Source organism: Superficieibacter electus (assembly GCF_002915575.1).
GTDB classification, from domain to species: Bacteria; Pseudomonadota; Gammaproteobacteria; order Enterobacterales; family Enterobacteriaceae; genus Superficieibacter; species Superficieibacter electus.
Genome location: NZ_PQGD01000002.1, coordinates 329,707 through 351,168 on the forward strand (window position 1 = coordinate 329,707; position 21,462 = coordinate 351,168).

29 protein-coding genes and 1 pseudogene are annotated in these 21,462 nt (G+C 51.0%); 19 read left to right on the forward strand and 11 right to left on the reverse strand.

The annotated features are described in order from the left end of the window. Positions 1-7: 7 nt before the first annotated feature. The 10 genes from CHU32_RS03735 to CHU32_RS03780 are packed head-to-tail and all read right to left on the reverse strand — an operon-like array spanning position 8 to position 3,875. Positions 8-208: a hypothetical protein gene (locus CHU32_RS03735; RefSeq protein WP_103677825.1), complete on the reverse strand. Its 201-nt coding sequence runs from the start codon at positions 206-208 to the stop codon at positions 8-10. Beyond that, on the reverse strand, positions 205-438 hold the full coding sequence (locus tag CHU32_RS03740; protein ID WP_103677826.1) for a hypothetical protein: 234 nt from the start codon (positions 436-438) through the stop codon (positions 205-207). Before CHU32_RS03740 ends, CHU32_RS03735 begins: the two co-directional genes overlap by 4 nt. Next, a complete protein-coding gene (locus tag CHU32_RS03745; RefSeq protein WP_103677827.1) occupies positions 435-632 on the reverse strand; it encodes a hypothetical protein in 198 nt (65 codons plus the stop codon). Before CHU32_RS03745 ends, CHU32_RS03740 begins: the two co-directional genes overlap by 4 nt. Continuing rightward, the gene (locus tag CHU32_RS03750; protein ID WP_103677828.1) at positions 629-1,051 is read right to left on the reverse strand and encodes a hypothetical protein; all 423 of its coding nucleotides are present in this window, start codon (positions 1,049-1,051) and stop codon (positions 629-631) included. The genes CHU32_RS03745 and CHU32_RS03750 overlap by 4 nt, the downstream gene beginning before the upstream one ends. Beyond that, a complete protein-coding gene (locus CHU32_RS03755; protein WP_103677829.1) occupies positions 1,048-1,368 on the reverse strand; it encodes a hypothetical protein in 321 nt (106 codons plus the stop codon). Before CHU32_RS03755 ends, CHU32_RS03750 begins: the two co-directional genes overlap by 4 nt. Further along, on the reverse strand, positions 1,365-1,580 hold the full coding sequence (locus CHU32_RS03760) for a hypothetical protein (RefSeq protein WP_103677830.1): 216 nt from the start codon (positions 1,578-1,580) through the stop codon (positions 1,365-1,367). The genes CHU32_RS03755 and CHU32_RS03760 overlap by 4 nt, the downstream gene beginning before the upstream one ends. After that, on the reverse strand, positions 1,577-2,401 hold the full coding sequence (locus tag CHU32_RS03765; RefSeq protein WP_103677831.1) for a chromosome partitioning protein ParB: 825 nt from the start codon (positions 2,399-2,401) through the stop codon (positions 1,577-1,579). The genes CHU32_RS03760 and CHU32_RS03765 overlap by 4 nt, the downstream gene beginning before the upstream one ends. 5 nt (positions 2,402-2,406) lie before the next feature. Next, positions 2,407-3,198 (reverse strand): hypothetical protein, encoded by a 792-nt coding sequence (locus tag CHU32_RS28885; protein WP_425444876.1) that lies wholly within the window; start codon positions 3,196-3,198, stop codon positions 2,407-2,409. Beyond that, entirely contained in the window at positions 3,191-3,667 is a 477-nt protein-coding gene (locus CHU32_RS03775; RefSeq protein WP_103677832.1) for a toxin YdaT domain-containing protein, read from the reverse strand. Before CHU32_RS03775 ends, CHU32_RS28885 begins: the two co-directional genes overlap by 8 nt. Next, positions 3,645-3,875 carry a Cro/CI family transcriptional regulator gene (locus tag CHU32_RS03780; protein WP_103677833.1) on the reverse strand — a complete coding sequence of 77 codons (231 nt, stop codon included), beginning with the start codon at positions 3,873-3,875 and terminating at the stop codon, positions 3,645-3,647. The genes CHU32_RS03775 and CHU32_RS03780 overlap by 23 nt, the downstream gene beginning before the upstream one ends. 82 nt (positions 3,876-3,957) lie before the next feature. Here CHU32_RS03780 and CHU32_RS03785 point away from each other — a divergent pair, with 82 nt between their 5' ends. The 9 genes from CHU32_RS03785 to CHU32_RS03820 all read left to right on the forward strand — a co-directional run bounded on the left by CHU32_RS03785 (position 3,958) and on the right by CHU32_RS03820 (position 10,432). After that, positions 3,958-4,365 carry a helix-turn-helix domain-containing protein gene (locus CHU32_RS03785; protein WP_103677834.1) on the forward strand — a complete coding sequence of 136 codons (408 nt, stop codon included), beginning with the start codon at positions 3,958-3,960 and terminating at the stop codon, positions 4,363-4,365. Between the two features lie 282 nt (positions 4,366-4,647). Beyond that, positions 4,648-4,878, forward strand: coding sequence for a hypothetical protein (locus CHU32_RS03790; RefSeq protein WP_103677835.1), 231 nt, complete (start codon positions 4,648-4,650; stop codon positions 4,876-4,878). 298 nt (positions 4,879-5,176) lie between these two features. Then, entirely contained in the window at positions 5,177-5,509 is a 333-nt protein-coding gene (locus CHU32_RS03795) for a hypothetical protein (RefSeq protein ID WP_103677836.1), read from the forward strand. A gap of 50 nt (positions 5,510-5,559) precedes the next feature. Beyond that, the gene (locus tag CHU32_RS03800) at positions 5,560-7,845 is read left to right on the forward strand and encodes an exonuclease family protein (RefSeq protein WP_103677837.1); all 2,286 of its coding nucleotides are present in this window, start codon (positions 5,560-5,562) and stop codon (positions 7,843-7,845) included. Then, positions 7,842-8,345, forward strand: a complete 504-nt coding sequence (locus tag CHU32_RS03805; protein WP_245880177.1) for a siphovirus Gp157 family protein — start codon at positions 7,842-7,844, stop codon at positions 8,343-8,345. Before CHU32_RS03800 ends, CHU32_RS03805 begins: the two co-directional genes overlap by 4 nt. A gap of 30 nt (positions 8,346-8,375) precedes the next feature. Continuing rightward, positions 8,376-8,792, forward strand: coding sequence for a hypothetical protein (locus CHU32_RS03810; protein ID WP_103677838.1), 417 nt, complete (start codon positions 8,376-8,378; stop codon positions 8,790-8,792). After that, positions 8,789-9,010, forward strand: coding sequence for a hypothetical protein (locus CHU32_RS28000; RefSeq protein ID WP_133159277.1), 222 nt, complete (start codon positions 8,789-8,791; stop codon positions 9,008-9,010). The genes CHU32_RS03810 and CHU32_RS28000 overlap by 4 nt, the downstream gene beginning before the upstream one ends. 62 nt (positions 9,011-9,072) lie before the next feature. Continuing rightward, positions 9,073-9,324 (forward strand): excisionase, encoded by a 252-nt coding sequence (locus CHU32_RS03815; protein ID WP_103677839.1) that lies wholly within the window; start codon positions 9,073-9,075, stop codon positions 9,322-9,324. Further along, positions 9,299-10,432 (forward strand): phage integrase Arm DNA-binding domain-containing protein, encoded by a 1,134-nt coding sequence (locus CHU32_RS03820; RefSeq protein ID WP_103677840.1) that lies wholly within the window; start codon positions 9,299-9,301, stop codon positions 10,430-10,432. Before CHU32_RS03815 ends, CHU32_RS03820 begins: the two co-directional genes overlap by 26 nt. 110 nt (positions 10,433-10,542) lie before the next feature. Here CHU32_RS03820 and icd read toward each other — a convergent pair whose 3' ends face one another. Further along, complete coding sequence (gene icd / locus CHU32_RS03825) at positions 10,543-11,793, reverse strand: NADP-dependent isocitrate dehydrogenase (RefSeq protein WP_103677841.1); 1,251 nt, start codon at positions 11,791-11,793, stop codon at positions 10,543-10,545. Between the two features lie 116 nt (positions 11,794-11,909). On the opposite strand from icd, the gene rluE reads away from it, so the two are divergent. From rluE to CHU32_RS03875, 10 genes and pseudogenes are all read left to right on the forward strand, one after another. Further along, a complete protein-coding gene (gene rluE, locus CHU32_RS03830; protein WP_103677842.1) occupies positions 11,910-12,581 on the forward strand; it encodes a 23S rRNA pseudouridine(2457) synthase RluE in 672 nt (223 codons plus the stop codon). Positions 12,582-12,629: 48 nt separating this feature from the next. Next, positions 12,630-13,598 (forward strand): hypothetical protein, encoded by a 969-nt coding sequence (locus CHU32_RS03835; RefSeq protein WP_103677843.1) that lies wholly within the window; start codon positions 12,630-12,632, stop codon positions 13,596-13,598. Then, complete coding sequence (locus CHU32_RS03840) at positions 13,595-14,149, forward strand: hypothetical protein (RefSeq protein WP_103677844.1); 555 nt, start codon at positions 13,595-13,597, stop codon at positions 14,147-14,149. Before CHU32_RS03835 ends, CHU32_RS03840 begins: the two co-directional genes overlap by 4 nt. Beyond that, entirely contained in the window at positions 14,142-14,618 is a 477-nt protein-coding gene (locus tag CHU32_RS03845) for an NUDIX hydrolase (RefSeq protein ID WP_103677845.1), read from the forward strand. Before CHU32_RS03840 ends, CHU32_RS03845 begins: the two co-directional genes overlap by 8 nt. A 38-nt stretch (positions 14,619-14,656) precedes the next feature. Next, on the forward strand, positions 14,657-15,763 hold the full coding sequence (gene mnmA, locus CHU32_RS03850; protein ID WP_139156242.1) for a tRNA 2-thiouridine(34) synthase MnmA: 1,107 nt from the start codon (positions 14,657-14,659) through the stop codon (positions 15,761-15,763). Positions 15,764-15,810: 47 nt separating this feature from the next. Continuing rightward, positions 15,811-16,452, forward strand: a complete 642-nt coding sequence (gene hflD / locus CHU32_RS03855) for a high frequency lysogenization protein HflD (protein ID WP_103677847.1) — start codon at positions 15,811-15,813, stop codon at positions 16,450-16,452. A gap of 3 nt (positions 16,453-16,455) precedes the next feature. After that, on the forward strand, positions 16,456-17,826 hold the full coding sequence (gene purB / locus CHU32_RS03860) for an adenylosuccinate lyase (protein WP_103677848.1): 1,371 nt from the start codon (positions 16,456-16,458) through the stop codon (positions 17,824-17,826). Between the two features lie 111 nt (positions 17,827-17,937). Then, entirely contained in the window at positions 17,938-18,612 is a 675-nt protein-coding gene (gene phoP, locus CHU32_RS03865) for a two-component system response regulator PhoP (RefSeq protein WP_103677849.1), read from the forward strand. Next, positions 18,609-20,075 (forward strand): two-component system sensor histidine kinase PhoQ, encoded by a 1,467-nt coding sequence (gene phoQ / locus CHU32_RS03870; protein WP_103677850.1) that lies wholly within the window; start codon positions 18,609-18,611, stop codon positions 20,073-20,075. Before phoP ends, phoQ begins: the two co-directional genes overlap by 4 nt. Before the next feature lie 86 nt (positions 20,076-20,161). Beyond that, positions 20,162-21,277, forward strand: a pseudogene (locus CHU32_RS03875) (ribosomal protein uL16 3-hydroxylase); the annotation flags it as partial. Positions 21,278-21,462 lie beyond the last annotated feature (185 nt).

Consider the following 21,462-nt stretch of genomic DNA (forward strand, 5'->3'; position numbering starts at 1 on the left):
CTCCGATTCAATTGCCCAGCGCCGCACGGCTGGCCTTCAAAGCAGCTTGCTGAGTTGTCGGCTCCAGAGAACTCTCTGATACGCCGCGATATCCGCCACCCAGCATTTTCACGACCACTACGCCGTCGTCGTGAGCTACGACCCGACAACCGAGTTTTTCCCATTTGCTGGTATGAATACAAAATGTGCCAATGGTGATGTTAGTCATGATGCACACTCCTCAAAAACGGCTTCACCTTCGATGCCACCAATCTGATAAACAATCGAATCGTCTTCCCGATATTCCGTCGGCGCGGCGCTCCAGTTCTCTGAACTACGATCGTCATCATCGCCAATCTGTATAAAGCCTCCAGCAACATTACGGGCCTGGTACATTTCACCCTCTGTCCAGTACCCTTCTGTATCTTTGATGCACTTAACCAGAAAGTACTTGCTCATGGCTTCACCTTGCTACTAATTAAAAACCCGCAGTTATCTTTATGCTCTTCACACGTCCAAAAAACTTCATCATCACCACGAAATATATTTACCTGCACAGTGGTTTTATATTTTGCAACTGCACCGCATTTGCATTTTGCAGAGGTATTTTTGTTTTTCTTCAACAAACCGCCTAATTTAGGATATTTTTTCACAGCTTCACCTCGTTGCGCAGTTGCTGGGCATAACCAGACGCTGCGTTACTCGCAAAACTCTTCCATGTTGAGTAGTCCGATTCTTTTGCCGCCTCAAGCGCATACATTTCCGCAAAACGCTCCAGTCCGATAGCCTGCTGCTCTGCGATGAAGCGATCCGTGGCTGGAGTTTCTGTTTTCCACCACAGTAGATGCATCTTCGGCCCCTCAAACTCTCCATCAGACTCATAACCACGCAATTCTTCCGACAGGCAATCGTTCATGACTTTGATTGTCGAATTCTCAGCCGCCAGTGCCACCATCTGTTCCCGCAGCGCCTGGTAATCAGCGGCCAAAACAACGTCAACGCAAAACGATTTCGAGTCAACCGGCGGTGATAAATCTGCCGGTGTGGCTGTGTATATTTTTATTTCGCTCATAAATCCTCCTGATTAATTTTCCCGTTAAAAAATAAATCTGTAATTGGCGTATTGAGAGCAGCCCTCAGATCGTCGGCGTACCACTCGCAATACTGATAGCGATATGTGTCGTCTCCCAGGTCAACCCACAAATCGTCAGCCACTGCAAATTCAGCTGCTGTTTTTAGTGCTATGTTCTCAGCGGCCATTTCGCTCATTCCGGGCAGGAATAACTCCATCGCATATTCGAATGCCTGCCACATGCCGAATTTCATTACCTCGTCACCTCGTGGATATTCACGGGCAAACCAATTGTCGAACTGAGTTTTGTAATTCATGCCGCCCCCAGCAACGCTAAAATTTGATCTACAGACTCCTTAACTTTAATGACGCCACCAGAGCGCATCTTCATATATGTATTACCGGCGTAATAAAATGATTCGATATTCTCAGCCATTATATATATTGGCTCATAAATTACGGACGGCTCCCATCCAAATTGGCCTTGTTTTTCTACATGGCCTATTTGGTCAAGTTTAATAATTTTCATGCCGCCGCCCTGCTGCGATCCGCAGCGATTTTTTTCTGTTCGTCGATAATTTCCAGCACCTCGGCAAGCGCCAGCCCCTTCAGAGCAATTACGCCCTCGTCGCTGATATCCGCCAGCGCCAACAACTCAACCAGCCGCCGCGCTTTTTTGATGCTGATTTCCGGCGCAATAAACGCTTTTGTGACTTTTTTCCGGCCAGCGGCAGCAGCGGCCGCTTTGTCCTGCTCGATGACCGCCCCAGCTTTCTCGCCGTGCTCTTTCATGCGTTCTAAGGCTACGCCTACGGAGACCTCACCGGATTTAACCGCCTGCTGTACGTCGTGATCTGCCGTACTCAGTGTCAGGAGTTTTTCGACGGTAGGAGTTGATTTGTGAACCAGTTTTGCGATTTCTGCCGCCGTCAGGTTGAATGCCGCCAGGTCACGAACAACAGCGGCCTGCTCAATTGGCGTGAGCGACAACTGATTATTCGATGTCATGATCCGCGCTATACGCTCGACGTCATTACCGACGAACGGGATTATCTGGATACGCTCAACCGGTTTTCCGGCGTCACGGCAGCGCAGATAACACCGGTAGCGGCGGTGGCCCTCGACGATCCACACACCGCCGTCGTCACGAGCGACGGTTTCCAGTGGGGGGACGGTGCCGCCAGCCAGCAGAAAATTAAATAATTCGTCGTCTGCCCGCCGGGTGCGATCGTCGTCGTCACGGCGGTTAAAATCCGGTTTTACGTGAATGTCATTCGGGGAAATAAACATCCCTGAATCGGTGCGTTTAATCAGCCCCGATTTGATCATTTGTTTGAATGAATTTGCCATGCTCCCTACCCTCTGAATCCAGCCGGGATTTTTTCGTCCGGCTGTGATAATTGATTTACATCCCTGCCGCGCTGCTGGTTATTTTGCGGCGCATACAGTCCCTGATACTCGTTTGCAATGCTGTGGCGGATTACGCGCTCAGGCGTGAATCCCTGTTCCCGGTATTCGCCCAAGCGGTTTATCGACTCAGATGCTCCGCGCTGAGTTTTAATCGGTTTTTTTAATTGTCTGCGGAAATCTACCCACTCGGCCCACAAATTCGGATCGAGCCAGTCCGGTATTTCAACCGACAACGGATTAAATTTTTCAGAAACCGAATTACCCCTGGGGGGTAAGGGGGGATCTATATTTAGATCTTTATCTTTATCTTTATCTTTATCTATTGTGACCGCTCGTGACTCGTCGTGACCGCCTTCTTCGGCTCGCCTTTGCCTTTCCCTCTCTCGTTGCTCCCTCTTCCGCTCTGCTGCTGACTTTGCCGAGCCTGACGTGTTGCCTGCATCCTCTTTTTTAACCTGCCGCTTCTCCCATCCTGATATCGTATTTCCATCCAAAACACGCCCCTGCATAGCCAGGAAAATCTGCTCTATTTCTTCCTCCGTCACATCAAGCGCACTTGCGATATCTTCGGTCGTGACATCAACGTGACCACGCGTGACATTCTGTGACGCATTCACTAACAGGTGAATATAAACGGCCTGCACCAGCGCTACGGGCTGCTTAGAAATACGGGCGATTGTTCGCCACTTCGGATCGTTTGGCATGTCATGCCAAAGACGAAGCCAGCTATTAGCCATACATCCCCACTTCGCACATATTCCAGTTACGTTGAATTGCGTTTTTAGTCGCTGTAAACGCAGAGATCGCTTCCTCCAGCTCTTTAATAACTGCTTGTGGTGCCGCGCCGAGGTTTACCGCGTTCACAGCCTCAATCCCCTCTTTCGCCGCCAGTGCGGCCAGCAACACCGGATCACCTGGTGATTCCAAGCGCGCGCGCGTTTCCGCTGGTAACACTGAGAGAACCACAAATTTCAGGATTTCAGCCTGTGGGTAGTAACGTGGACCGTCACAGCCCCGATAAATACGCTGTAAGCGCTGTATCGCGTTACGCAATCCACAAGCGCTATCAGCACGCGGGAGCAGCTCGCCACCGCCGTTCGCGTGGTATGCGCCAGCTACCAGCCCAGCGACGGTTTTCCACCCTACCGCCGCCGCCCACATTTCCAGTTCGGCAGCGACCGCTTCAACTGACGGACTGATTTTCATGATTCAGATCCTCTTTGCGAGCCTGTTTATGCTGGTCGTAGACAAAAGGGTCATATACGAGTGCGCCATGCGAGGCAGCTTGCAAGCGCGCGGCCCTTGCTTCAGGGATAACTTCCCCCCACTGAGAGACCGCTGAGCGCTCAACGCCAGCAGCTCGCGCAAGGTTGGATTTATTTCCAAAAAAATCTATAGCATCCTGTTTAAGCATTATTTCAACCTTTTTGTTGAGAATGTTAAACAAGATACGTTGTTAAGGATACTAAAGTCAAGAAGAATTAAGATAACTAAACATGGCGACATCTACGATAGGTCAGCGCATACTTCAGCGCCGCAAAGAAAATAAGATGACTCAGCGGGGCCTGGCTCAGGCTGCGGGGGTTTCGTATGCCTCAATTTCTCTTTGGGAGAGTGATAAAACAGAACCCAAGGGTAAGAATTTGCATTCCTTAGCCGAAGGTTTGCAATGCAGCCCTACCTGGTTATTGTTCGGAGATGAGGATCAAACCCCTGGGGAGCCTATTCCTGAAGAAAAAAAACTTCTCCTTTCTGAAGATGAGGAGGAGTTACTTAAGCTCTATCGTGCTTTACCTGAATCAGAACAGTCCGCGCATATTAATTCTCTTCGCGCGCGAGTAGACAATTTTAACAACCTTTTCGAAGAACTTCTCAAAGCACGCAAAAGAAATCAACTTAAGTAGCTGTTTTAAAAGCAGTTACTTCATTTCGCCCATATTGTTGAGTTTTCTAAACATATAAAGCTTGATTTTTGTGTTGAGTTAACTTAACTTAATCCCATCGAAAGCAAAGCGCCAACCGAACAACACCAGGCAATACCACGAGTTACCCGGTGCCGGAAGGAACTAAGTAGCCAGCCCGAGGCATACGAACATGACGGCAATGCTTATCTAACAATCACAGCACAGTGGTTACTCAGTAAAACGTTCCGTTAGCCGCGTTAAGGCCAGGATGAGGGATTACAAATGATGGCTCAAAATGGAGTTCGCATTCAAAAAGCTGCTGACAGTCTGCGGCATAGCCAGGACGCCAGCGAACAGCTCTACACCCGTGAGGTTGAGCTGGTGGAAGAAATGACCAGGGAAAGCATTAAAGGCGGCAAGGTGCGGACTGGTATTCTTGATGCCCTGCTCTCTCTCAATGAGCGTGAAAATCAGAGGGTAGCTGTTCCGGCCAGCGTTTTGACGCTGGCGTGAAAGCGCAGAGTTTGACGATTTGTTAGACGAATTCCTCCCTGCCGTGGCTGGCATTATTGCCCGGTACGAAATGGCAGCGCAGATTGCAGATCGGGAGGCGGCATAATGCAGGATTTTGAACGCAAGCCGCCTCAGCAACAGGCAATTAAACTGAATTATTTTTGGGCTACCGTGAGAAAGATTTGTTACGTGCTGGCCCAAAAAGGCAATCCTGATATTTATTAAATTTAAGTAGTTTTATTAAAAGCGGCGCTAATTATTAGCGGGGAATTCCACAATCTTTTTTCAGGAAATTAAAATGAAATCATTAAACTTTGCTTTAAAAATTGATGTCGAACCAGTAATTATTGTTGCAAGTCATCATGTGGTTGAAATTTCAATTAAGGATGAATCGCTCGGTTTCATCTATATAGCACTTGGTGAAAAAGATGCCAGCTGCGTTATTCCGTTCACACATCTTGGCGAGATGAAAGCGGTCGACTGCTTTCAGTGCGCATTGAAAATGCTATTTGCTGAGCGCGCCTTTTTGAGAGTTGATCAAATAGATATTGCCGAAGATGTTCAGTCAACAGACCTGAAAAGTGTGTTAATTGAAGCCGTATCAAAGGCGTCAAAAAATAAAGTTCATTAAGAAATAACGCGCGCCCCTAGGGGCGCTATAACTTGCGCAGGAGTTATTACATGTCAGAGCAACAGTTATTTATAGTTTACGCCATTCCATGCGACGCAATTGTAGAAGAAAACGGTGCGTGCAAAACAACCCTTAGATTTTATGCAGCCAATATCCGACACGCTCGCGCAACGGCAGTGATGAAATTTCTGGATCAGTACCCTGAGGCTGACGATGAACAATTTCAATTCGTGGTGTATGAAAACGCGCCGGGTCTGCCTTGTGGGGCTATTGATGTTTGGGATGAAGAGATCCTCAAGGGTTATGACTGGGACTCGGAAAACAATATGCCGGTTGTACCGGAAACGAATACCAGGTTAGTTGAATTCGATAAACTGTCGCCGGTAATGAGGATTGCAGTTCTAGTCAAATATATGACCACTGAAATCACGTCCGATATGCTGCCGGATGCGCTTGAGCTTTCACAGGACGAGGCAAACACATTTCCCGGCCATATTGTTGAAGCTATCATTAAAACCCCTCCAATCGCGGCTATGTACCCCGAGCGGATTATTGAAGCAATAAAATTCGTTGTGGAAAAATGCCCCACTACAAAAAAATGGCCGGAAATTAAGGCTCAGCTGGCGAACTGGCAAAACAGTCTGAAGGATGCGGATCGCGCCCCGGTGACTGATTCCGCTGAACTGAAAAAGGGAAGCGGAGATCCCGAGCGTTTCGATTTGGTTGTCGCACTGCTGGTGGCAGGCGCTGAACCCGCCAAAGCCGGGGCGTCGGACGTCAAGAATGCAAAATTTATTAAAGATTCGCGTGATGAAGCCTGGCGCGCGTGGCGCAACACATTGGTGGGCATACCTGGAATATATAGCTTCCCCGAGAGCGAACTATACGCGCTCACGCTTGACGGCATGAAAGACCTGAAACTGATTAAAGACAACGCAGCCCGCCTTGCCTACGTTCGCGAGCGTTTCGCTGGTCACGCCCTACTGCCAGATTACCCTGCTGTTACCGACGAGGAAACCCCCCGTCAGGAACCGCAGAATGAAGCTGCCACACCGGCAGATGACCAGCCTCAGGAAACGCCGAAAACGGTTACTGAGCGTCTGGGGCCGTTCTACTATCGCACTGCTGACGGTGGCAAAATTGGTCGTGCAAATAAGCTCCCCAAACTACAGGAAGTGATCGCCGCTGGCTGTGTGGAAATTTCACAGGAGGAATATCAGGCGCGCAAAACAGGAAGCTATGTTGCTCATGTTACCGAGCAAGACAGCTCCCAGGGTTCGCCAGACTCGTTTGATGACGTTAGCCGGAAATTAGCCGCCGCTCGGGGTGAATTTGTTGAGGGTATCAGCGACCCTGAAGATCCGAAGTGGATTAGAACCGAAGATAAGCAACCGGCAGTTAAAAACCTGGGCGGCGGTGTGTTTTCAGTAGAAGCTTTAACAGGACAAACGGCGCAAACCTTCACACCGCAGCCAGCGACTGATTTTCAGGGAATTGGCGCAAGCCTCGAAAAAGACCTTGCAGACAAAGGTGATAACATGAAGATCTGGCGCAGCGTCATGCGTACAGATCCGCGTTATACAAAAGACCTGGCTGGCGCTGGCTTTGAAGGAACAAGTATCAACGCCGAGTACATGATCATGCGATGCACTGAAATTTTTGGCCCTATCGGCACTGGCTGGGGGTTTGAAGTGCTGGAAGATCGCATGCTCCCCGGCGCACCGATCAGCGAGCCTATTTACGACGAAAATAAAAAATTTATTGGCACCCGCCTGCTCCGTGACGGTGACGGAACACTAATCACCGAGCAGAATCACAGTATTAAAATCGCCTTTTGGTATGCCGGAATCGCGGAACGCATTCAAGCCTACGGCGCGACTAAATACCTCTATAAAACTAAACACGGAATTACCTGCGACGGCGAAGCGCAGAAAAAATCCCTGACTGACGCTATCAAAAAAGCACTCTCTCTGCTGGGCTTCTCTGCTGACGTTTGGCTGGGACTATATGACCAGGCCGAATACAAACAGGAAAATGCTACAGAATTCGCCATTAAGAACGCCAGCGAAAAAGCCGAGGATGTAACCCGACTGCGGATAGAACTGGACGAAAAAATGACGCGTGTCGCCGGGACGATCGAATCCGCGGTAACGTCAAACGAAGCAAAAAAAGCCTACGATACTTTGGCTCGCGAGGTGGAGGTCCACCGTAAAGCTGCTGAAGAAAAAGGCGATTTGGAACACGCTAAATACTTGTCTGGCCGTTTACGCCGCCTCAATCAAATTAAAGATGATCGCATCAAAGCGCTGAACGGACAGCAGGAGCAAACCGCATGAGCCAGAAAAATACCGCGATTAGCATTGCTGCCAACATGGCTAAATTAGATGCTCTCGTCGAATCCGGGAAATTTTCACCGGAAGACATCGCGGACACATTTGAAGGGGAAGAACTGGCGCTCGGTGATAAATTCGACGGGATCATGACGCTGGTTCGCAATCTTGAAGGGCAAGCCAATACTGTCGCAGAAGAAATAAAACGACTCAGCAGCCGCGAGAAATCTTTTGAGACGCAAGCTAAGAACTTAAAAAATTATATTCTTCAGTGCTTATTGGCTGCAAAATTAAAAAACTTTAAAACCGAGTGCAATACCCTGACGGTAAGAAAAGGTTCGGTATCCGTAGTAATAGATAATGAACAAGATATACCAGATGAGTATGTTGATGTAGCGACTATTATCGCGCCGAACAAACAGAAAATTAAAGAAGCTATTGAGTCCGGCAAAGAAATTAAAGGCGCTCATCTTGAAACGAATCCGGAATCATTGCAGGTAAGATAAGGAGAGCGGCCCTTGTGGGCCGCGAATGTTATGGCACTATCACGTAAAGACACACTCGCAAATTATTTATTTTTTAACCCACACACCACTATTACTGTTCTCACGGAAATATCTGATTGTGAGGATTATAATAGTTGCAGCGGGCTTTTGAGCAAGCTCATTAAAGAAGGTAAAGTCGTTCGCGAAAGGAAAAATAACGTGAGCTTTTATAGTTCAGCGCCTGGATATACGCCAGTTATTGATAATGATTCCCTGCCCGCAAAATACACGCAAGCGGAAATAAAAAAGGTTGAAGAGGAAGTAATAAGGCTGCAAGAACGCGGGTTCTGGCGGCGTGCATCAACTCTCCTCGCCGAACTGTCAATGATGCAAAATACCGCTCAGGGCGTAGGAGTGGTGGCAGTATGGCGTAATAGCTGCGCACGTAGCGCTAGGGCCAAGGCATGACCAGAGAAAGGGAAACCCAGTATTACGGCCTGCCTGATTGCTCATGCGGAGGCAGTCCGGTGTTGCGTGGGCGCTATGCCACTGAGAACGGGCGTAAGGTGTGGTATTACCGGGTTTATTGTCAGCGCGGGAACTGCGGCAAGCGGGTGCTGTTGCTGGGGGATATCTGGACACGACAAGACGCTGTGACGGCATGGCAACGGCGCATTGCGAAGTGAATATTGAAAATCAGTTTTTATAAAAGGTTAGCGATATTTTGCTAATCGCAGAGGCACAACAGATGGCCAGAATGGTGAGTTTAGAAAAATGGGCTGAAGAGGAATTTGGAAGCTTAGCCCCCAGTCTTCGCACATTAAAAAGATATGCAAGGGGCCACATGATGGCACCACCAGCAAGGAAAGTGGGCAGAGAATGGATGATAGACCGTGAGTCCCGATTTATTGGAATCTTAGCTCAGCCCAGGATAGCTGCAAACGCAAACCCGAAACTAAGAAGAATTATTGAAGATGGCAGCCAGACCGCGAACTCATAAAATTTCGATCCCCAATCTTTATTCAAAGCTTGATAAGCGCACCGGGCGTGTGTACTGGCAATATAAACACCCGGTAACAGGAAAATTTCACAGCCTCGGCACTAATGCCGATGAGGCCAAGCAGGTAGCGAGTGAAGCGAATGACATTATCGCGGAACAGCGCACGCGTCAGATACTTAGTGTTAATGAAAAAATTGCCCGTATGCGCGAATCCCGAGAATTCATCACCGTAACTACCTGGTTGGATCGCTACCTTGCAATTCAACAGGAACGTCTTGAGTCAGGAGATATTAAATTGAACTCAGTGAAACAAAAAAATAAACCCGTTGAGCTGTTACGACAGCATTCCGGGATGATGTATCTGAAGGAAGTTTCTACTCTGGAAATCGCAGAGATCGTCGATGATGTTAAAGCCCAGGGACACAGCCGCATGGCACAGGTAGTGCGCACAACACTGATCGATGTGTTCAAAGAAGCCCAGCATGCCGGCCATGTTCCTCCGGGCTATAATCCGGCGCAGGCCACTCGCCAGCCACGTAACAGAGTGACGCGTGAACGCCTTTCCCTCGAAGAGTGGAAAGAAATTTACGCTGCGGCTGAACACCACCCGCCCTACCTTCAGTGCGCGATGCTGCTGGCAGTCGTCACCGGACAACGCATCGGGGACATTTCCCGGATGAAGTTCTCCGACATCTGGGATGATATGCTCCACGTCGAGCATGAAAAGACTGGTGCCAAGGTGGCGCTGCCGCTATCGCTACGCTGTGAAGCCCTTAATATATCTCTGCGTGAAGTCGTGTCGAAATGCCGCGATGCAGTGGTAAGTAAATACCTGGTGCATTTTCGTCACAGTACATCACAGGCGACGAGGGGCGACAGAGTTTCAGCCAGTTCGATAACCACAACATTTAAAAAAGCAAGGAATCGCACCAGCCTTACATGGCCTGTAGGAAAGGCTCCGACATTTCACGAGCAGCGCTCATTAGCAGAACGTCTGTATAAAGCTCAGGGTATCGACACTCAAAGCTTGCTCGGCCATAAGTCCCCACAGCAGACAGCTAAATACCATGATGACAGGGGAAAAGACTGGACGGTCGTGGCCGTTTAAGTGTTCAGTTTTGGGGAAGGATTTTGGGGAAGTTTTGGGGAAAGGATGAGTGGATAAAAAAGCCAACATAAACTTTACATCTATGTTGGCTTTTTGTTTTAGATAGCACGTTACATATTGGCGATAATGGCGTCACCAAACTCTGAACATTTCAGTAGCTTAGCGCCTTCCATCAGACGCTCGAAGTCATAGGTCACGGTTTTAGCCGCAATTGCGCCTTCGGTACCTTTAACAATCAGGTCAGCCGCTTCGAACCATTCCATGTGACGCAACATCATTTCAGCGGAGAGAATAATTGAGCCAGGGTTTACTTTGTCCTGACCGGCATATTTCGGCGCGGTGCCGTGAGTGGCTTCAAACAGCGCGCATTCGTCACCGATATTCGCGCCCGGCGCGATACCAATACCGCCGACCTGCGCCGCCAGGGCGTCAGAAATATAGTCGCCGTTGAGGTTCATACAGGCGATAACGTCATACTCGGCCGGACGCAGCAGGATCTGCTGAAGGAACGCATCCGCGATAACGTCTTTGACAACGATCTCTTTGCCGGTTTTCGGGTTTTTGATTTTCAGCCACGGGCCGCCGTCAATCAGTTCGCCGCCGAACTCTTCACGCGCCAGCTGGTAGCCCCAGTCTTTAAACGCGCCTTCGGTGAACTTCATGATGTTGCCTTTGTGAACCAGGGTCACCGAATCGCGATCGTTGGTGATAGCGTATTCAATTGCCGCACGCACCAGACGCTTAGTCCCTTCTTCGGAGCACGGCTTGATGCCGATACCGCAATGTTCCGGGAAGCGGATTTTCTTCACGCCCATCTCTTCACGCAGGAATTTAATCACTTTTTCCGCGTCGGCAGAGTCGGCTTTCCACTCGATACCTGCATAAATGTCTTCGGAGTTTTCACGGAAGATGACCATATCGGTCAGTTCAGGATGTTTCACCGGGCTTGGGGTACCCTGGTAATAACGAACCGGACGCAGGCAGACGTAAAGGTCAAGCTCCTGACGCAGGGCCACGTTCAGCGAGCGAATACCGCCGCCGACCGGGGTAGTCAGAGGACCTTTAATGGCGACGCGGTATTCACGAATAAGATCGAGCGTTTCAGGGGGCAGCCAAACGTCCTGGCCATAAACGTGGGTAGATTTTTCACCGGTATAAATCTCCATCCAGGAGATCTTACGCTCGCCTTTATAGGCTTTCTCCACAGCGGCATCGACCACTTTCAGCATTGCTGGCGTGACGTCAACACCGATACCATCACCTTCAATGAAGGGGATAATCGGGTTATTCGGAACGTTCAGCTTGCCGTTTTGCAGGGTGATTTTACTACCTTCCGCCGGAACAACTACTTTGCTTTCCATTCACCTCTCCTTCGAGCGCTTCTGGTTGTTACTGATTTTTGTTAATGATTTGTAATAAGCCCATCAATACTACCTGATAGTTTGGTTGCATGAAAGGCATTCATCATTAGGTTATAATGCGGCAATTGATAACGTCTGAAAATACTATGCGCAAAACTTCTTTTACAAATCACCGCCTTAAGCGATTCAGCTCACAACGAGCAACCAGAAACGAACGGGAAAACCAGCCGCAGCGGGTGATTCTGTTCAATAAACCCTATGATGTGTTGCCGCAGTTTACCGACGAAGCAGGACGCAGCACGTTAAAAGATTTTATCCCCGTGCCGGGCGTTTACGCGGCGGGTCGTCTGGACCGGGACAGCGAAGGTCTGCTGGTACTAACCAATGACGGGGCGCTACAGGCGCGGCTGACGCAACCGGGCAAGCGCACCGGGAAAATTTATTATGTGCAGGTTGAGGGCGAACCGACAGCAGAAGCACTATATGCCCTGCGTACTGGCGTGACGCTTAACGATGGTCCCACCCTGCCCGCCGGGGTTGAAGCTGTCGTTGAACCCACGTGGTTGTGGCCGCGTAATCCACCTATTCGCGAGCGAAAAAATATTCCCACCACCTGGCTGAAAATCACTTTATATGAAGGCCGGAATCGCCAGGTTCGACGCATGACCGCTCACGTTGGCTTTCCGACGCTGCGGTTGATTCGCTATGCGATGGGGGATTACACGCTGGAGGATCTTGCCAGTGGTGAATGGCGGGAAATAAAAAATAGGCCGCGACCAGAGAAGTAACAGCGCGTACTATTTGAGGGTTTGCAAATAACATCAGGGAAGATCGAGATGAAAATCATATGGTTACTGGCCATACTTAGCTTATGTGGCACCAGCCCCTTCTGCCAGGCTGTCGCGCAATGTGACAACATAGCCGGCATAGCGGCAGGTACTGCCGATTATGTCTATACCTCTGCCAGGGTGAGCCATTCCCCCCGACTACACTTCTACTCTGCACCTTCCGCCGAATGCCAACTTCCGGCATTTCTGGTAACGGGCGACACGGTAGAGGTTCTCAGGCGTTCACCACAGCGAACGGAGTCAGGGGATATTATTTATTATGACGCTGGCCAAATTCGTCTTTTTGTGGAATACGCCTACGTTCGTTTTCGCGATAAGAACGGTGATTTTGCTACTGGTTGGGTCGAGAATGCCGGGTTAAGTGAGGTAAAAAATCGACTGTCACTCAGTAAACAGTGCCAGCACTGGAAAGACAGCGACAACAATCATCTGGCGAGCCGTGAACCCCAGTATGCCCCTGTGGATAATCAATATGAAGTCCAGGGCAAAGGTCGGGTGTGGTTTTATTCACTGCCTGATGAACAGTGTCGCAGCGACACCGTTTTTCTGCTGCCGGGTGATAAGGTTTCATTACAGGAAGGTTCAACGGACGATTTTAGTGAGGCCGTCTATTACACCGCCGATCGCCAGATCGTCCGCGGCTGGCTGAAAACATCACGACTTAAAGCACTCAACAGCGGCGATCGCTATCGTGAAGATATTAACCCCTCCTCAACGGACAACGCGGTGCGGGTAGCTACGCTAAATCTTCGCCATGACAATGTTTGCCTGTTTTATGAAAGCAAGAATGAAAAGAACACGATCGCTATGGTTGCTCGCGAAGATCACCAGTCGGATGAATGTCGCGGTGATGCCGATCCTGAAACCGCGCCGATACTGTATTATATCAATATTGATAAATTAACTGGCAAAATTACGATTCCTGTTGAACCTGAAAATGGGACCAGTCTGCAATGAACCAACCCGATTACCGTCCCATGCTTTGTAAAACAAAGGCTGAACGACTTTATCTGATGCTGCAATCTGGTCTTATTTATTGCGATCATTATATTCCTTTCTGTGACAACGTCATAAAGGACGAAGATAACCCGCCGGGGTGGATACTGGAATTAGCCACGGTTACTTACATCCCGGATGCACTTAATATTATTGGAACCTATGTGTGGTCCGAACCATTTATCCAGTTTGAGCAGTCCGCCGATTTTTATATCGCCTGTCTGTTTTTACGCTATCAACAGCGCCACATCTCCTGGAGGACGTTTCTCGAACAGGCGGGGCACTATTCTGATGCGTACCAGGAAGGATATTACGATTGTAGCTATTACTACGGCATGACCAACCAGTTAGTCGAGAGCGAACACAATTTACACTGTGAAGAAATCCAGGTACAGGAGATCGCGCATCAATTTGCTACTGTTATCGCTTGCGCACGTGAAATCTACCATGACTTTGTCCTGTGGTTCAGGGCAGGAAAAAGTCAGAACATGACAGGGCCATCACATGTTTAAACCGCACGTCACCGTCGCCTGCATCGTCCATGCAGAAGGCAAATTTCTGGTCGTTGAAGAAACCATCAACGGTAAAGCGCTCTGGAACCAGCCTGCGGGCCATCTGGAAGCGGACGAAACGCTGGTACAGGCAGCGAAGCGCGAGTTGTGGGAAGAAACGGGTATTGCTGCAGAACCGCAACATTTCCTCCGCCTGCATCAATGGATCGCCCCGGACAACACCCCGTTTCTGCGCTTTCTGTTTGCCATTGAACTTAACGAAATGTGCCCTACAGAGCCGCACGACAGTGATATTGACCGCTGCCTGTGGGTTAGCGCTGAGGAGATCCTCACCGCCGCTAACCTGCGCTCACCGCTGGTGACAGAGAGCATCCGTAGCTGGCAACGGGGGCAAAAATACCCGCTGGCGCTGATCGGCGAATTTAACTGGCCGTTTACAGAGGGTGTCAAGTCAGGGGGGGCGTGCTAAAATACGCCGCCTTGAAGTTCAATGTCGTGAGTATTCCTATGTCAGAAAGCCCAAAAAAAGTGATCGTCGGTATGTCCGGCGGTGTCGATTCTTCCGTTTCCGCTTATTTGCTCCTGCAACAGGGCTATAAGGTAGAAGGCCTGTTCATGAAGAACTGGGAAGAAGACGACGGCGAGGAATATTGTACTGCCGCAGCCGATCTGGCAGACGCTCAGGCCGTCTGCGACAAGCTCGGCATTGAGCTGCATACCGTGAACTTTGCCGCAGAATACTGGGACAATGTCTTTGAGCATTTCCTTGAGGAATACAAAGCGGGCCGTACGCCGAACCCGGATATTCTGTGCAATAAAGAAATCAAATTTAAAGCTTTTCTGGAGTTTGCCGCAGAAGATCTGGGCGCTGATTATATCGCCACCGGTCACTATGTGCGCCGTGCCGACGTTGACGGCAAAAGCCGCCTGTTGCGCGGTCTCGACGGCAATAAAGATCAAAGCTATTTCCTGTACACCCTCGGTCACGAACAGATTGCCCAAAGTCTGTTCCCGGTTGGCGAGCTGGAAAAACCGCAGGTGCGTAAAATCGCGGAAGCGCTGGATCTCGTCACTGCGAAGAAAAAAGACTCTACTGGTATCTGTTTTATTGGCGAACGTAAATTCCGCGAGTTCCTCGGACGCTACCTGCCCGCTCAGCCGGGTAAAATCATTACCGTTGACGGCGAGGAAATCGGCCAGCATCAGGGGCTGATGTACCATACTCTCGGCCAGCGTAAAGGGCTGGGCATCGGCGGCACGAAAGAAGGCAGCGACGATCCGTGGTACGTGGTGGATAAAGACGTTGAGAATAATATTCTGGTCGTCGCGCAGGGCCACGAGCATCCGCGCCTGATGTCTGTAGGGCTGATTGCTCAACAACTGCACTGGGTCGATCGCCAGCCAGTAACTGGCACTTTGCGCTGCACGGTAAAAACACGCTATCGCCAGAACGATATTCCTTGCACCATCACGGCGCTTGATGACGATCGCATTGAGGTTCGCTTCGAGGAACCCGTCTCAGCGGTGACGCCGGGTCAGTCGGCGGTCTTCTATAGCGGTGAAGTCTGCCTCGGCGGCGGCATTATTGAACAGCGTTTACCGCTGGCGTATTGAAATATAGCCTGCGGGTCGTGGATGCGCAGGAATAACAAGGAGTGAGTGTGGCGAAGAACTATTATGACATCACCCTGGCGCTGGCCGGTATTTGCCAGTCTGCCCGTCTGGTGCAACAACTGGCGCATCAGGGCCACTGCGATAGCGACGCCCTGCACGTTTCGCTTAACAGCATTATCGACCTTAACCCGGATTCAACCCTGGGCGTGTTCGGCGGTAGCGAAGCCAATCTGCGTCTCGGACTGGAAACCCTGCTCGGCGTTTTAAATGCCAGCAGCCGCCAGGGCCTGAATGCTGAACTCACTCGCTATACCCTTAGCCTGATGGTGCTGGAGCGCAAACTCGCCGCCGCCAAAGGCGCGATGGATACGCTGGGTAACAGTATTTCTGGTTTACAGCGCCAGCTCGACCATTTTGATCTCCAGTCTGAGACGTTATTAAGCGCCATGGCCGGCATTTATGTCGACGTTATTAGCCCGCTTGGGCCGCGTATCCAGGTGACTGGCTCGCCTGCGGTACTGCAAAGCGCTCAGGTGCAGGCCAAAGTTCGCGCCTCACTGCTTGCCGGTATTCGTGCAGCGGTGCTCTGGCACCAGGTGGGCGGTGGCCGCCTGCAACTTATGTTTTCCCGTAAGCGCCTGTTAACCCAGGCCAAACACATTCTCGCTCATTTAACTCCGGAGTTGTGATCTATGGAATTATCCTCACTGACCGCCGTTTCCCCCGTCGATGGACGCTATGGCGACAAAGTCAGCGCGCTGCGCGATATTTTCAGCGAATATGGTTTGCTGAAATTTCGCGTCCAGGTAGAGGTTCGTTGGCTGCAAAAACTGGCCGCGCACGCAGCGATTAAGGAAGTTCCTTCATTTGCTGCCGACGCAAACGGTTACCTTGATAAAATCGTCGCGGACTTCAATGAAGAAGACGCGGCACGCATCAAAACCATTGAGCGCACGACTAATCATGACGTGAAGGCCGTTGAATATTTCCTCAAGGAAAAGGTCGCCAGCGTGCCGGCGCTGCATGCAGTTTCAGAATTCATTCACTTTGCCTGCACCTCTGAAGACATCAACAACCTTTCACATGCGCTGATGCTGAAAACCGCGCGTGAAGAGGTGATCCTGCCGTACTGGCGCAAGCTGATTGATGCGGTAAAAGATCTTGCTGTTCAGTACCGCGATATTCCCCTGCTCTCTCGCACCCACGGCCAGCCGGCAACGCCATCCACGCTGGGTAAAGAGATGGCTAACGTGGCGTACCGTATGGAGCGTCAGTACCGTCAACTGGAGCAGGTTGAGATCCTCGGCAAAATCAACGGTGCGGTGGGCAACTATAACGCCCATATTGCGGCCTATCCGGAAGTCGACTGGCATCAGTTCAGCGAGACGTTTGTCACTTCACTGGGCATTCAGTGGAACCCGTATACTACGCAGATCGAACCGCATGACTATATTGCTGAACTGTTTGACTGCATCGCGCGCTTTAACACCATCCTGATCGACTTCGATCGTGATGTCTGGGGTTACGTGGCGCTGAACCATTTCAAACAGAAAACCATCGCCGGAGAGATAGGCTCGTCTACCATGCCGCATAAGGTTAACCCGATCGACTTTGAGAACTCCGAAGGCAATCTGGGGCTGTCTAATGCCGTATTGCAGCATCTGGCCAGTAAATTGCCCGTTTCACGCTGGCAGCGCGATCTCACCGATTCTACCGTTCTGCGCAACCTCGGCGTTGGCGTCGGCTATGCGCTGATTGCCTATCAGTCCACCCTCAAAGGCGTCAGCAAGCTGGAAGTGAACCGCGATCGCCTGCTGGATGAGCTGGATCACAACTGGGAAGTGCTGGCAGAGCCAATCCAGACCGTCATGCGTCGCTACGGCATTGAAAAACCGTACGAAAAACTCAAAGAGCTGACGCGCGGTAAACGCGTGGATGCGCAAGGCATGAAGGAGTTTATCGACGGCCTTGCGCTGCCGGAAGAGGAAAAAACCCGCCTCAAAGCCATGACGCCTGCCAACTACATTGGCCGGGCCACCACCATGGTAGACGAACTGAAATAACGTCCCGCGCCCTCTTTTCTGCCGGAAAAGAGGGCGTTCTTGCCCGCTGGTTGAATGAATATTTATCTGTTTGCGCTACACTGTTGCCGATCGTAATGTGAGGAAAACGTCATGCGCGTACTGGTTGTAGAAGATAATCCCCTGCTGCGTCACCATCTTAAAGTTCAGCTTCAGGAAATGGGACATCAGGTTGACGCCGCCGAAGACGCCCGCGAGGCGGATTATTATCTTGGCGAGCATGTGCCTGATGTGGCGATTGTCGATCTGGGTCTGCCTGATGAAGATGGCCTGTCGCTGATCCGTCGCTGGCGCAGCCACGGCGTTTCCTTGCCGCTACTGGTGCTGACCGCCCGTGAAGGCTGGCAGGATAAAGTGGAAGTTTTAAGCGCCGGTGCGGATGATTATGTCACCAAGCCTTTTCACATAGAAGAAGTCGCGGCCAGAATGCAGGCGCTGCTGCGGCGCAATAGCGGGCTGGCCTCGCAGGTAATTTCACTGCCTCCCTTCCAGGTCGACCTTTCCCGCCGTGAACTTTCCGTCAGCGATGAAACCATCAAGCTGACCGCGTTTGAATATACCATTATGGAAACGCTGATCCGCAATCACGGTAAGGTGGTCAGTAAGGATGCACTGATGCTTCAGCTTTATCCGGATGCTGAACTGCGGGAAAGCCACACAATAGATGTGCTGATGGGACGACTGCGTAAAAAAATTCAGACTCGCTTTCCGCACGACGTTATTACAACTGTACGCGGTCAGGGCTACCGTTTCGAACTGCCGGCATGAATCGACTATCGCGGCACTTCCTGCCGCTTTCACTACGTATCCGCTTTTTACTGGCCACAGCGGCAGTGGTTTTGATTCTGTCGCTGGCTTACGGCATGGTGGCACTGGTCGGTTATAGCGTAAGTTTTGATAAAACCACCTATCGCCTGCTGCGCGGCGAAAGCAATTTATTCTATACCCTCGCAAAGTGGGAGAATGGCGCACTGAGCATTGATCTGCCGGAAAACCTGGCGCAGCAAAGCCCCTCTATCGCGCTGATTTATGATGACAGCGGCAGGCTATTGTGGACGCAACGCGACGTGCCCTGGCTGGTTAAACGCATTCACCCTGACTGGCTGAAATCCAACGGCTTTCAGGAGATTGAGGCCGATGTGGATTTCAGCAGCACCCTGTTGCGCGACGATCGTGAGGTAGAGGATAAACTGGCTGAGATCCGGCGCGAGGCCGATCCGGATGACGAAATGACCCACTCAGTTGCGGTCAATATCTATCCGGCGACGGCCCGTATGCCGCGCTTGACGATTGTCATCGTTGATACCATTCCGATCGAACTCAAAAGCTCCAGCAGAGTGTGGAACTGGTTTTTCTATGTACTAATTGCTAACTTGCTGCTGGTGATCCCACTGCTATGGGTCGCCGCCTGGTGGAGTTTACGGCCGCTTGAAGCGCTGGCAAAAGAGGTTCGCGAACTTGAGGAACACCACCGTGAAGCGCTCAACCCTGAAACTACACGTGAGCTCACACATCTGGTAAGCAACCTGAACCGGCTGCTGAAAACAGAGCGTGAGCGTAATGAAAAGTACCGCACCACGCTTACCGATCTCACGCACAGCCTGAAGACACCACTGGCTGTACTGCAAAGTACGTTGCGCTCGCTACGCAGTGAAAAAATCAGCGTAGCCGAAGCCGAGCCGGTCATGCTGGATCAAATCAGCCGTATTTCTCAGCAGATTGGCTATTTTCTCCACCGTGCCAGCATGCGCGGGGGCAACGTCATGTTAAGCCGGGAGCTGCACCCGGTGGCGTCGCTACTGGATAACCTGACGTCCGCCATGAATAAAGTCTATCAGCGTAAAGGGGTCAGCATTTCGCTGGATATCTCGCCGGAAATCAGCTTCGTCGGGGAAAAAAATGATTTTATGGAAGTGTGCGGTAACGTGCTGGATAACGCCTGCAAGTACTGTCTGGAATTTGTTGAAATCTCTGCCCGCCAGACGGATGAGCATCTGCATATTATTATTGAAGATGATGGTCCCGGTATTCCCCTGAGCAAACGCGAGTTAGTGTTCGATCGCGGACAGCGTATCGATACGCTTCGTCCGGGTCAGGGGGTGGGACTTTCGGTGGCGCGCGAAATCGTCGAACAATATGACGGTAAAATTATCACCGAAGAGAGTTTGCTGGGTGGTGCGCGCATGGAGATTGTTTTTGGCCGACAGCATCCAGGAGGACAAAATAACTAACCCGCGTGTTTTTCTTTTTTCTCCTGCATCTTAAGTGACTGGCATCCGTTATAATCCCTTCAGTTACGAGCCTGCGGGAAACCATTATGGATTATCAATTAGCATTAAACTGGCCCGATTTCATCGAACGCTACTGGCAAAAACGTCCGGTGGTACTGAAGCGGGGTTTCGCCAATTTTGTCGATCCTATCTCTCCCGACGAGCTGGCCGGTCTGGCGATGGAAAGCGAAGTCGATAGCCGTCTGGTAAGCCATCAGGAGGGCAAGTGGCAGCTTAGCCACGGTCCTTTTGAAAGCTACGATCATCTGGGTGAAAACGACTGGTCACTGCTGGTGCAGGCGGTCAACCAGTGGCACGAACCCACCGCGGCGCTGATGCGTCCCTTCCGCGCGTTACCCGACTGGCGCGTGGACGATTTGATGATTTCGTTCTCGGTGCCGGGTGGTGGCGTGGGGCCGCATCTCGATCAGTATGATGTTTTTATTATTCAGGGTACCGGACGCCGCCGCTGGCGCGTTGGCGAGAAAGTGCCGATGAAGCAGCATTGCCCGCATCCGGACCTGTTGCAGGTCGATCCATTTGAAGCGATTATCGACGAGGAGCTGGAGCCAGGCGATATTCTGTATATTCCACCCGGTTTCCCGCACGAAGGTTATTCGCTGGAAAATTCAATGAACTACTCGGTGGGTTTCCACGCGCCGAACGCGCGCGAACTGATCAGTGGTTTTGCTGATTACGTTCTGCAACGTGAGCTGGGTAGTTTCCGCTACAGCGATCCGGATATCGCGCCGCGTGAACATCCTGCGGATATCCTGCCAGCGGAGCTGGATAAGCTGCGTGGCATGATGCTGGATCTGATTAATGAACCAGCAAATTTCAGCCAGTGGTTTGGTGAATTTATCACCCAGGCACGTCATGAGCTGGATATTGCACCGCCGGAGCCGCCCTATCAGCCGGATGAAATTTATGATGCGCTGAAACAGGGCGATAAGCTGGTGCGTCTGGGTGGACTTCGCGTTTTACGCATCGGCGATGAGGTATTTGCCAACGGCGAAAAAATCGACTCCCCTCATCGTCCGGCACTGGAAGCGCTATCCAGCCATATCGTGCTGAACGGTGCCCACTTCGGCGACGCGCTGGAAGATCCGTCTTTCCTGGCAATGCTCGCCGCGCTGGTCAATAGCGGCTACTGGTTCTTTGAGGATTACGGCTTAACCTTTTTCCTGCGACATGCCGGGCGGCGCAAGCTTGCCCGGCCTACACCATCCCTGCGGCACCAGTGTCCCACAGCACCCCATCGTAGGCCTGATGTAAGCGTCCAGCGAGAGCCGTATTGACGGGGATGCGTTATTCCGCTGGCAGCGTGATGCGCCACGGTAGCAGCTCG

What these genes read in the sequence shown, in the direction of transcription:
- CHU32_RS03735 (WP_103677825.1), bottom strand. Translation starts at nt 208, where the DNA reads ATGACTAACATCACCATTGGCACATTTTGTATTCATACCAGCAAATGG.
- CHU32_RS03740 (WP_103677826.1), bottom strand. Translation starts at nt 438, where the DNA reads ATGAGCAAGTACTTTCTGGTTAAGTGCATCAAAGATACAGAAGGGTAC.
- CHU32_RS03750 (WP_103677828.1), bottom strand. Translation starts at nt 1,051, where the DNA reads ATGAGCGAAATAAAAATATACACAGCCACACCGGCAGATTTATCACCG.
- CHU32_RS03755 (WP_103677829.1), bottom strand. Translation starts at nt 1,368, where the DNA reads ATGAATTACAAAACTCAGTTCGACAATTGGTTTGCCCGTGAATATCCA.
- CHU32_RS03760 (WP_103677830.1), bottom strand. Translation starts at nt 1,580, where the DNA reads ATGAAAATTATTAAACTTGACCAAATAGGCCATGTAGAAAAACAAGGC.
- CHU32_RS03765 (WP_103677831.1), bottom strand. Translation starts at nt 2,401, where the DNA reads ATGGCAAATTCATTCAAACAAATGATCAAATCGGGGCTGATTAAACGC.
- CHU32_RS28885 (WP_425444876.1), bottom strand. Translation starts at nt 3,198, where the DNA reads ATGGCTAATAGCTGGCTTCGTCTTTGGCATGACATGCCAAACGATCCG.
- CHU32_RS03775 (WP_103677832.1), bottom strand. Translation starts at nt 3,667, where the DNA reads ATGAAAATCAGTCCGTCAGTTGAAGCGGTCGCTGCCGAACTGGAAATG.
- CHU32_RS03780 (WP_103677833.1), bottom strand. Translation starts at nt 3,875, where the DNA reads ATGCTTAAACAGGATGCTATAGATTTTTTTGGAAATAAATCCAACCTT.
- CHU32_RS03785 (WP_103677834.1), top strand. Translation starts at nt 3,958, where the DNA reads ATGGCGACATCTACGATAGGTCAGCGCATACTTCAGCGCCGCAAAGAA.
- CHU32_RS03790 (WP_103677835.1), top strand. Translation starts at nt 4,648, where the DNA reads ATGATGGCTCAAAATGGAGTTCGCATTCAAAAAGCTGCTGACAGTCTG.
- CHU32_RS03795 (WP_103677836.1), top strand. Translation starts at nt 5,177, where the DNA reads ATGAAATCATTAAACTTTGCTTTAAAAATTGATGTCGAACCAGTAATT.
- CHU32_RS03800 (WP_103677837.1), top strand. Translation starts at nt 5,560, where the DNA reads ATGTCAGAGCAACAGTTATTTATAGTTTACGCCATTCCATGCGACGCA.
- CHU32_RS03805 (WP_245880177.1), top strand. Translation starts at nt 7,842, where the DNA reads ATGAGCCAGAAAAATACCGCGATTAGCATTGCTGCCAACATGGCTAAA.
- CHU32_RS03810 (WP_103677838.1), top strand. Translation starts at nt 8,376, where the DNA reads ATGGCACTATCACGTAAAGACACACTCGCAAATTATTTATTTTTTAAC.
- CHU32_RS28000 (WP_133159277.1), top strand. Translation starts at nt 8,789, where the DNA reads ATGACCAGAGAAAGGGAAACCCAGTATTACGGCCTGCCTGATTGCTCA.
- CHU32_RS03815 (WP_103677839.1), top strand. Translation starts at nt 9,073, where the DNA reads ATGGCCAGAATGGTGAGTTTAGAAAAATGGGCTGAAGAGGAATTTGGA.
- CHU32_RS03820 (WP_103677840.1), top strand. Translation starts at nt 9,299, where the DNA reads ATGGCAGCCAGACCGCGAACTCATAAAATTTCGATCCCCAATCTTTAT.
- icd (WP_103677841.1), bottom strand. Translation starts at nt 11,793, where the DNA reads ATGGAAAGCAAAGTAGTTGTTCCGGCGGAAGGTAGTAAAATCACCCTG.
- rluE (WP_103677842.1), top strand. Translation starts at nt 11,910, where the DNA reads ATGCGGCAATTGATAACGTCTGAAAATACTATGCGCAAAACTTCTTTT.
- CHU32_RS03835 (WP_103677843.1), top strand. Translation starts at nt 12,630, where the DNA reads ATGAAAATCATATGGTTACTGGCCATACTTAGCTTATGTGGCACCAGC.
- CHU32_RS03840 (WP_103677844.1), top strand. Translation starts at nt 13,595, where the DNA reads ATGAACCAACCCGATTACCGTCCCATGCTTTGTAAAACAAAGGCTGAA.
- CHU32_RS03845 (WP_103677845.1), top strand. Translation starts at nt 14,142, where the DNA reads ATGTTTAAACCGCACGTCACCGTCGCCTGCATCGTCCATGCAGAAGGC.
- mnmA (WP_139156242.1), top strand. Translation starts at nt 14,657, where the DNA reads ATGTCAGAAAGCCCAAAAAAAGTGATCGTCGGTATGTCCGGCGGTGTC.
- purB (WP_103677848.1), top strand. Translation starts at nt 16,456, where the DNA reads ATGGAATTATCCTCACTGACCGCCGTTTCCCCCGTCGATGGACGCTAT.
- phoP (WP_103677849.1), top strand. Translation starts at nt 17,938, where the DNA reads ATGCGCGTACTGGTTGTAGAAGATAATCCCCTGCTGCGTCACCATCTT.
- phoQ (WP_103677850.1), top strand. Translation starts at nt 18,609, where the DNA reads ATGAATCGACTATCGCGGCACTTCCTGCCGCTTTCACTACGTATCCGC.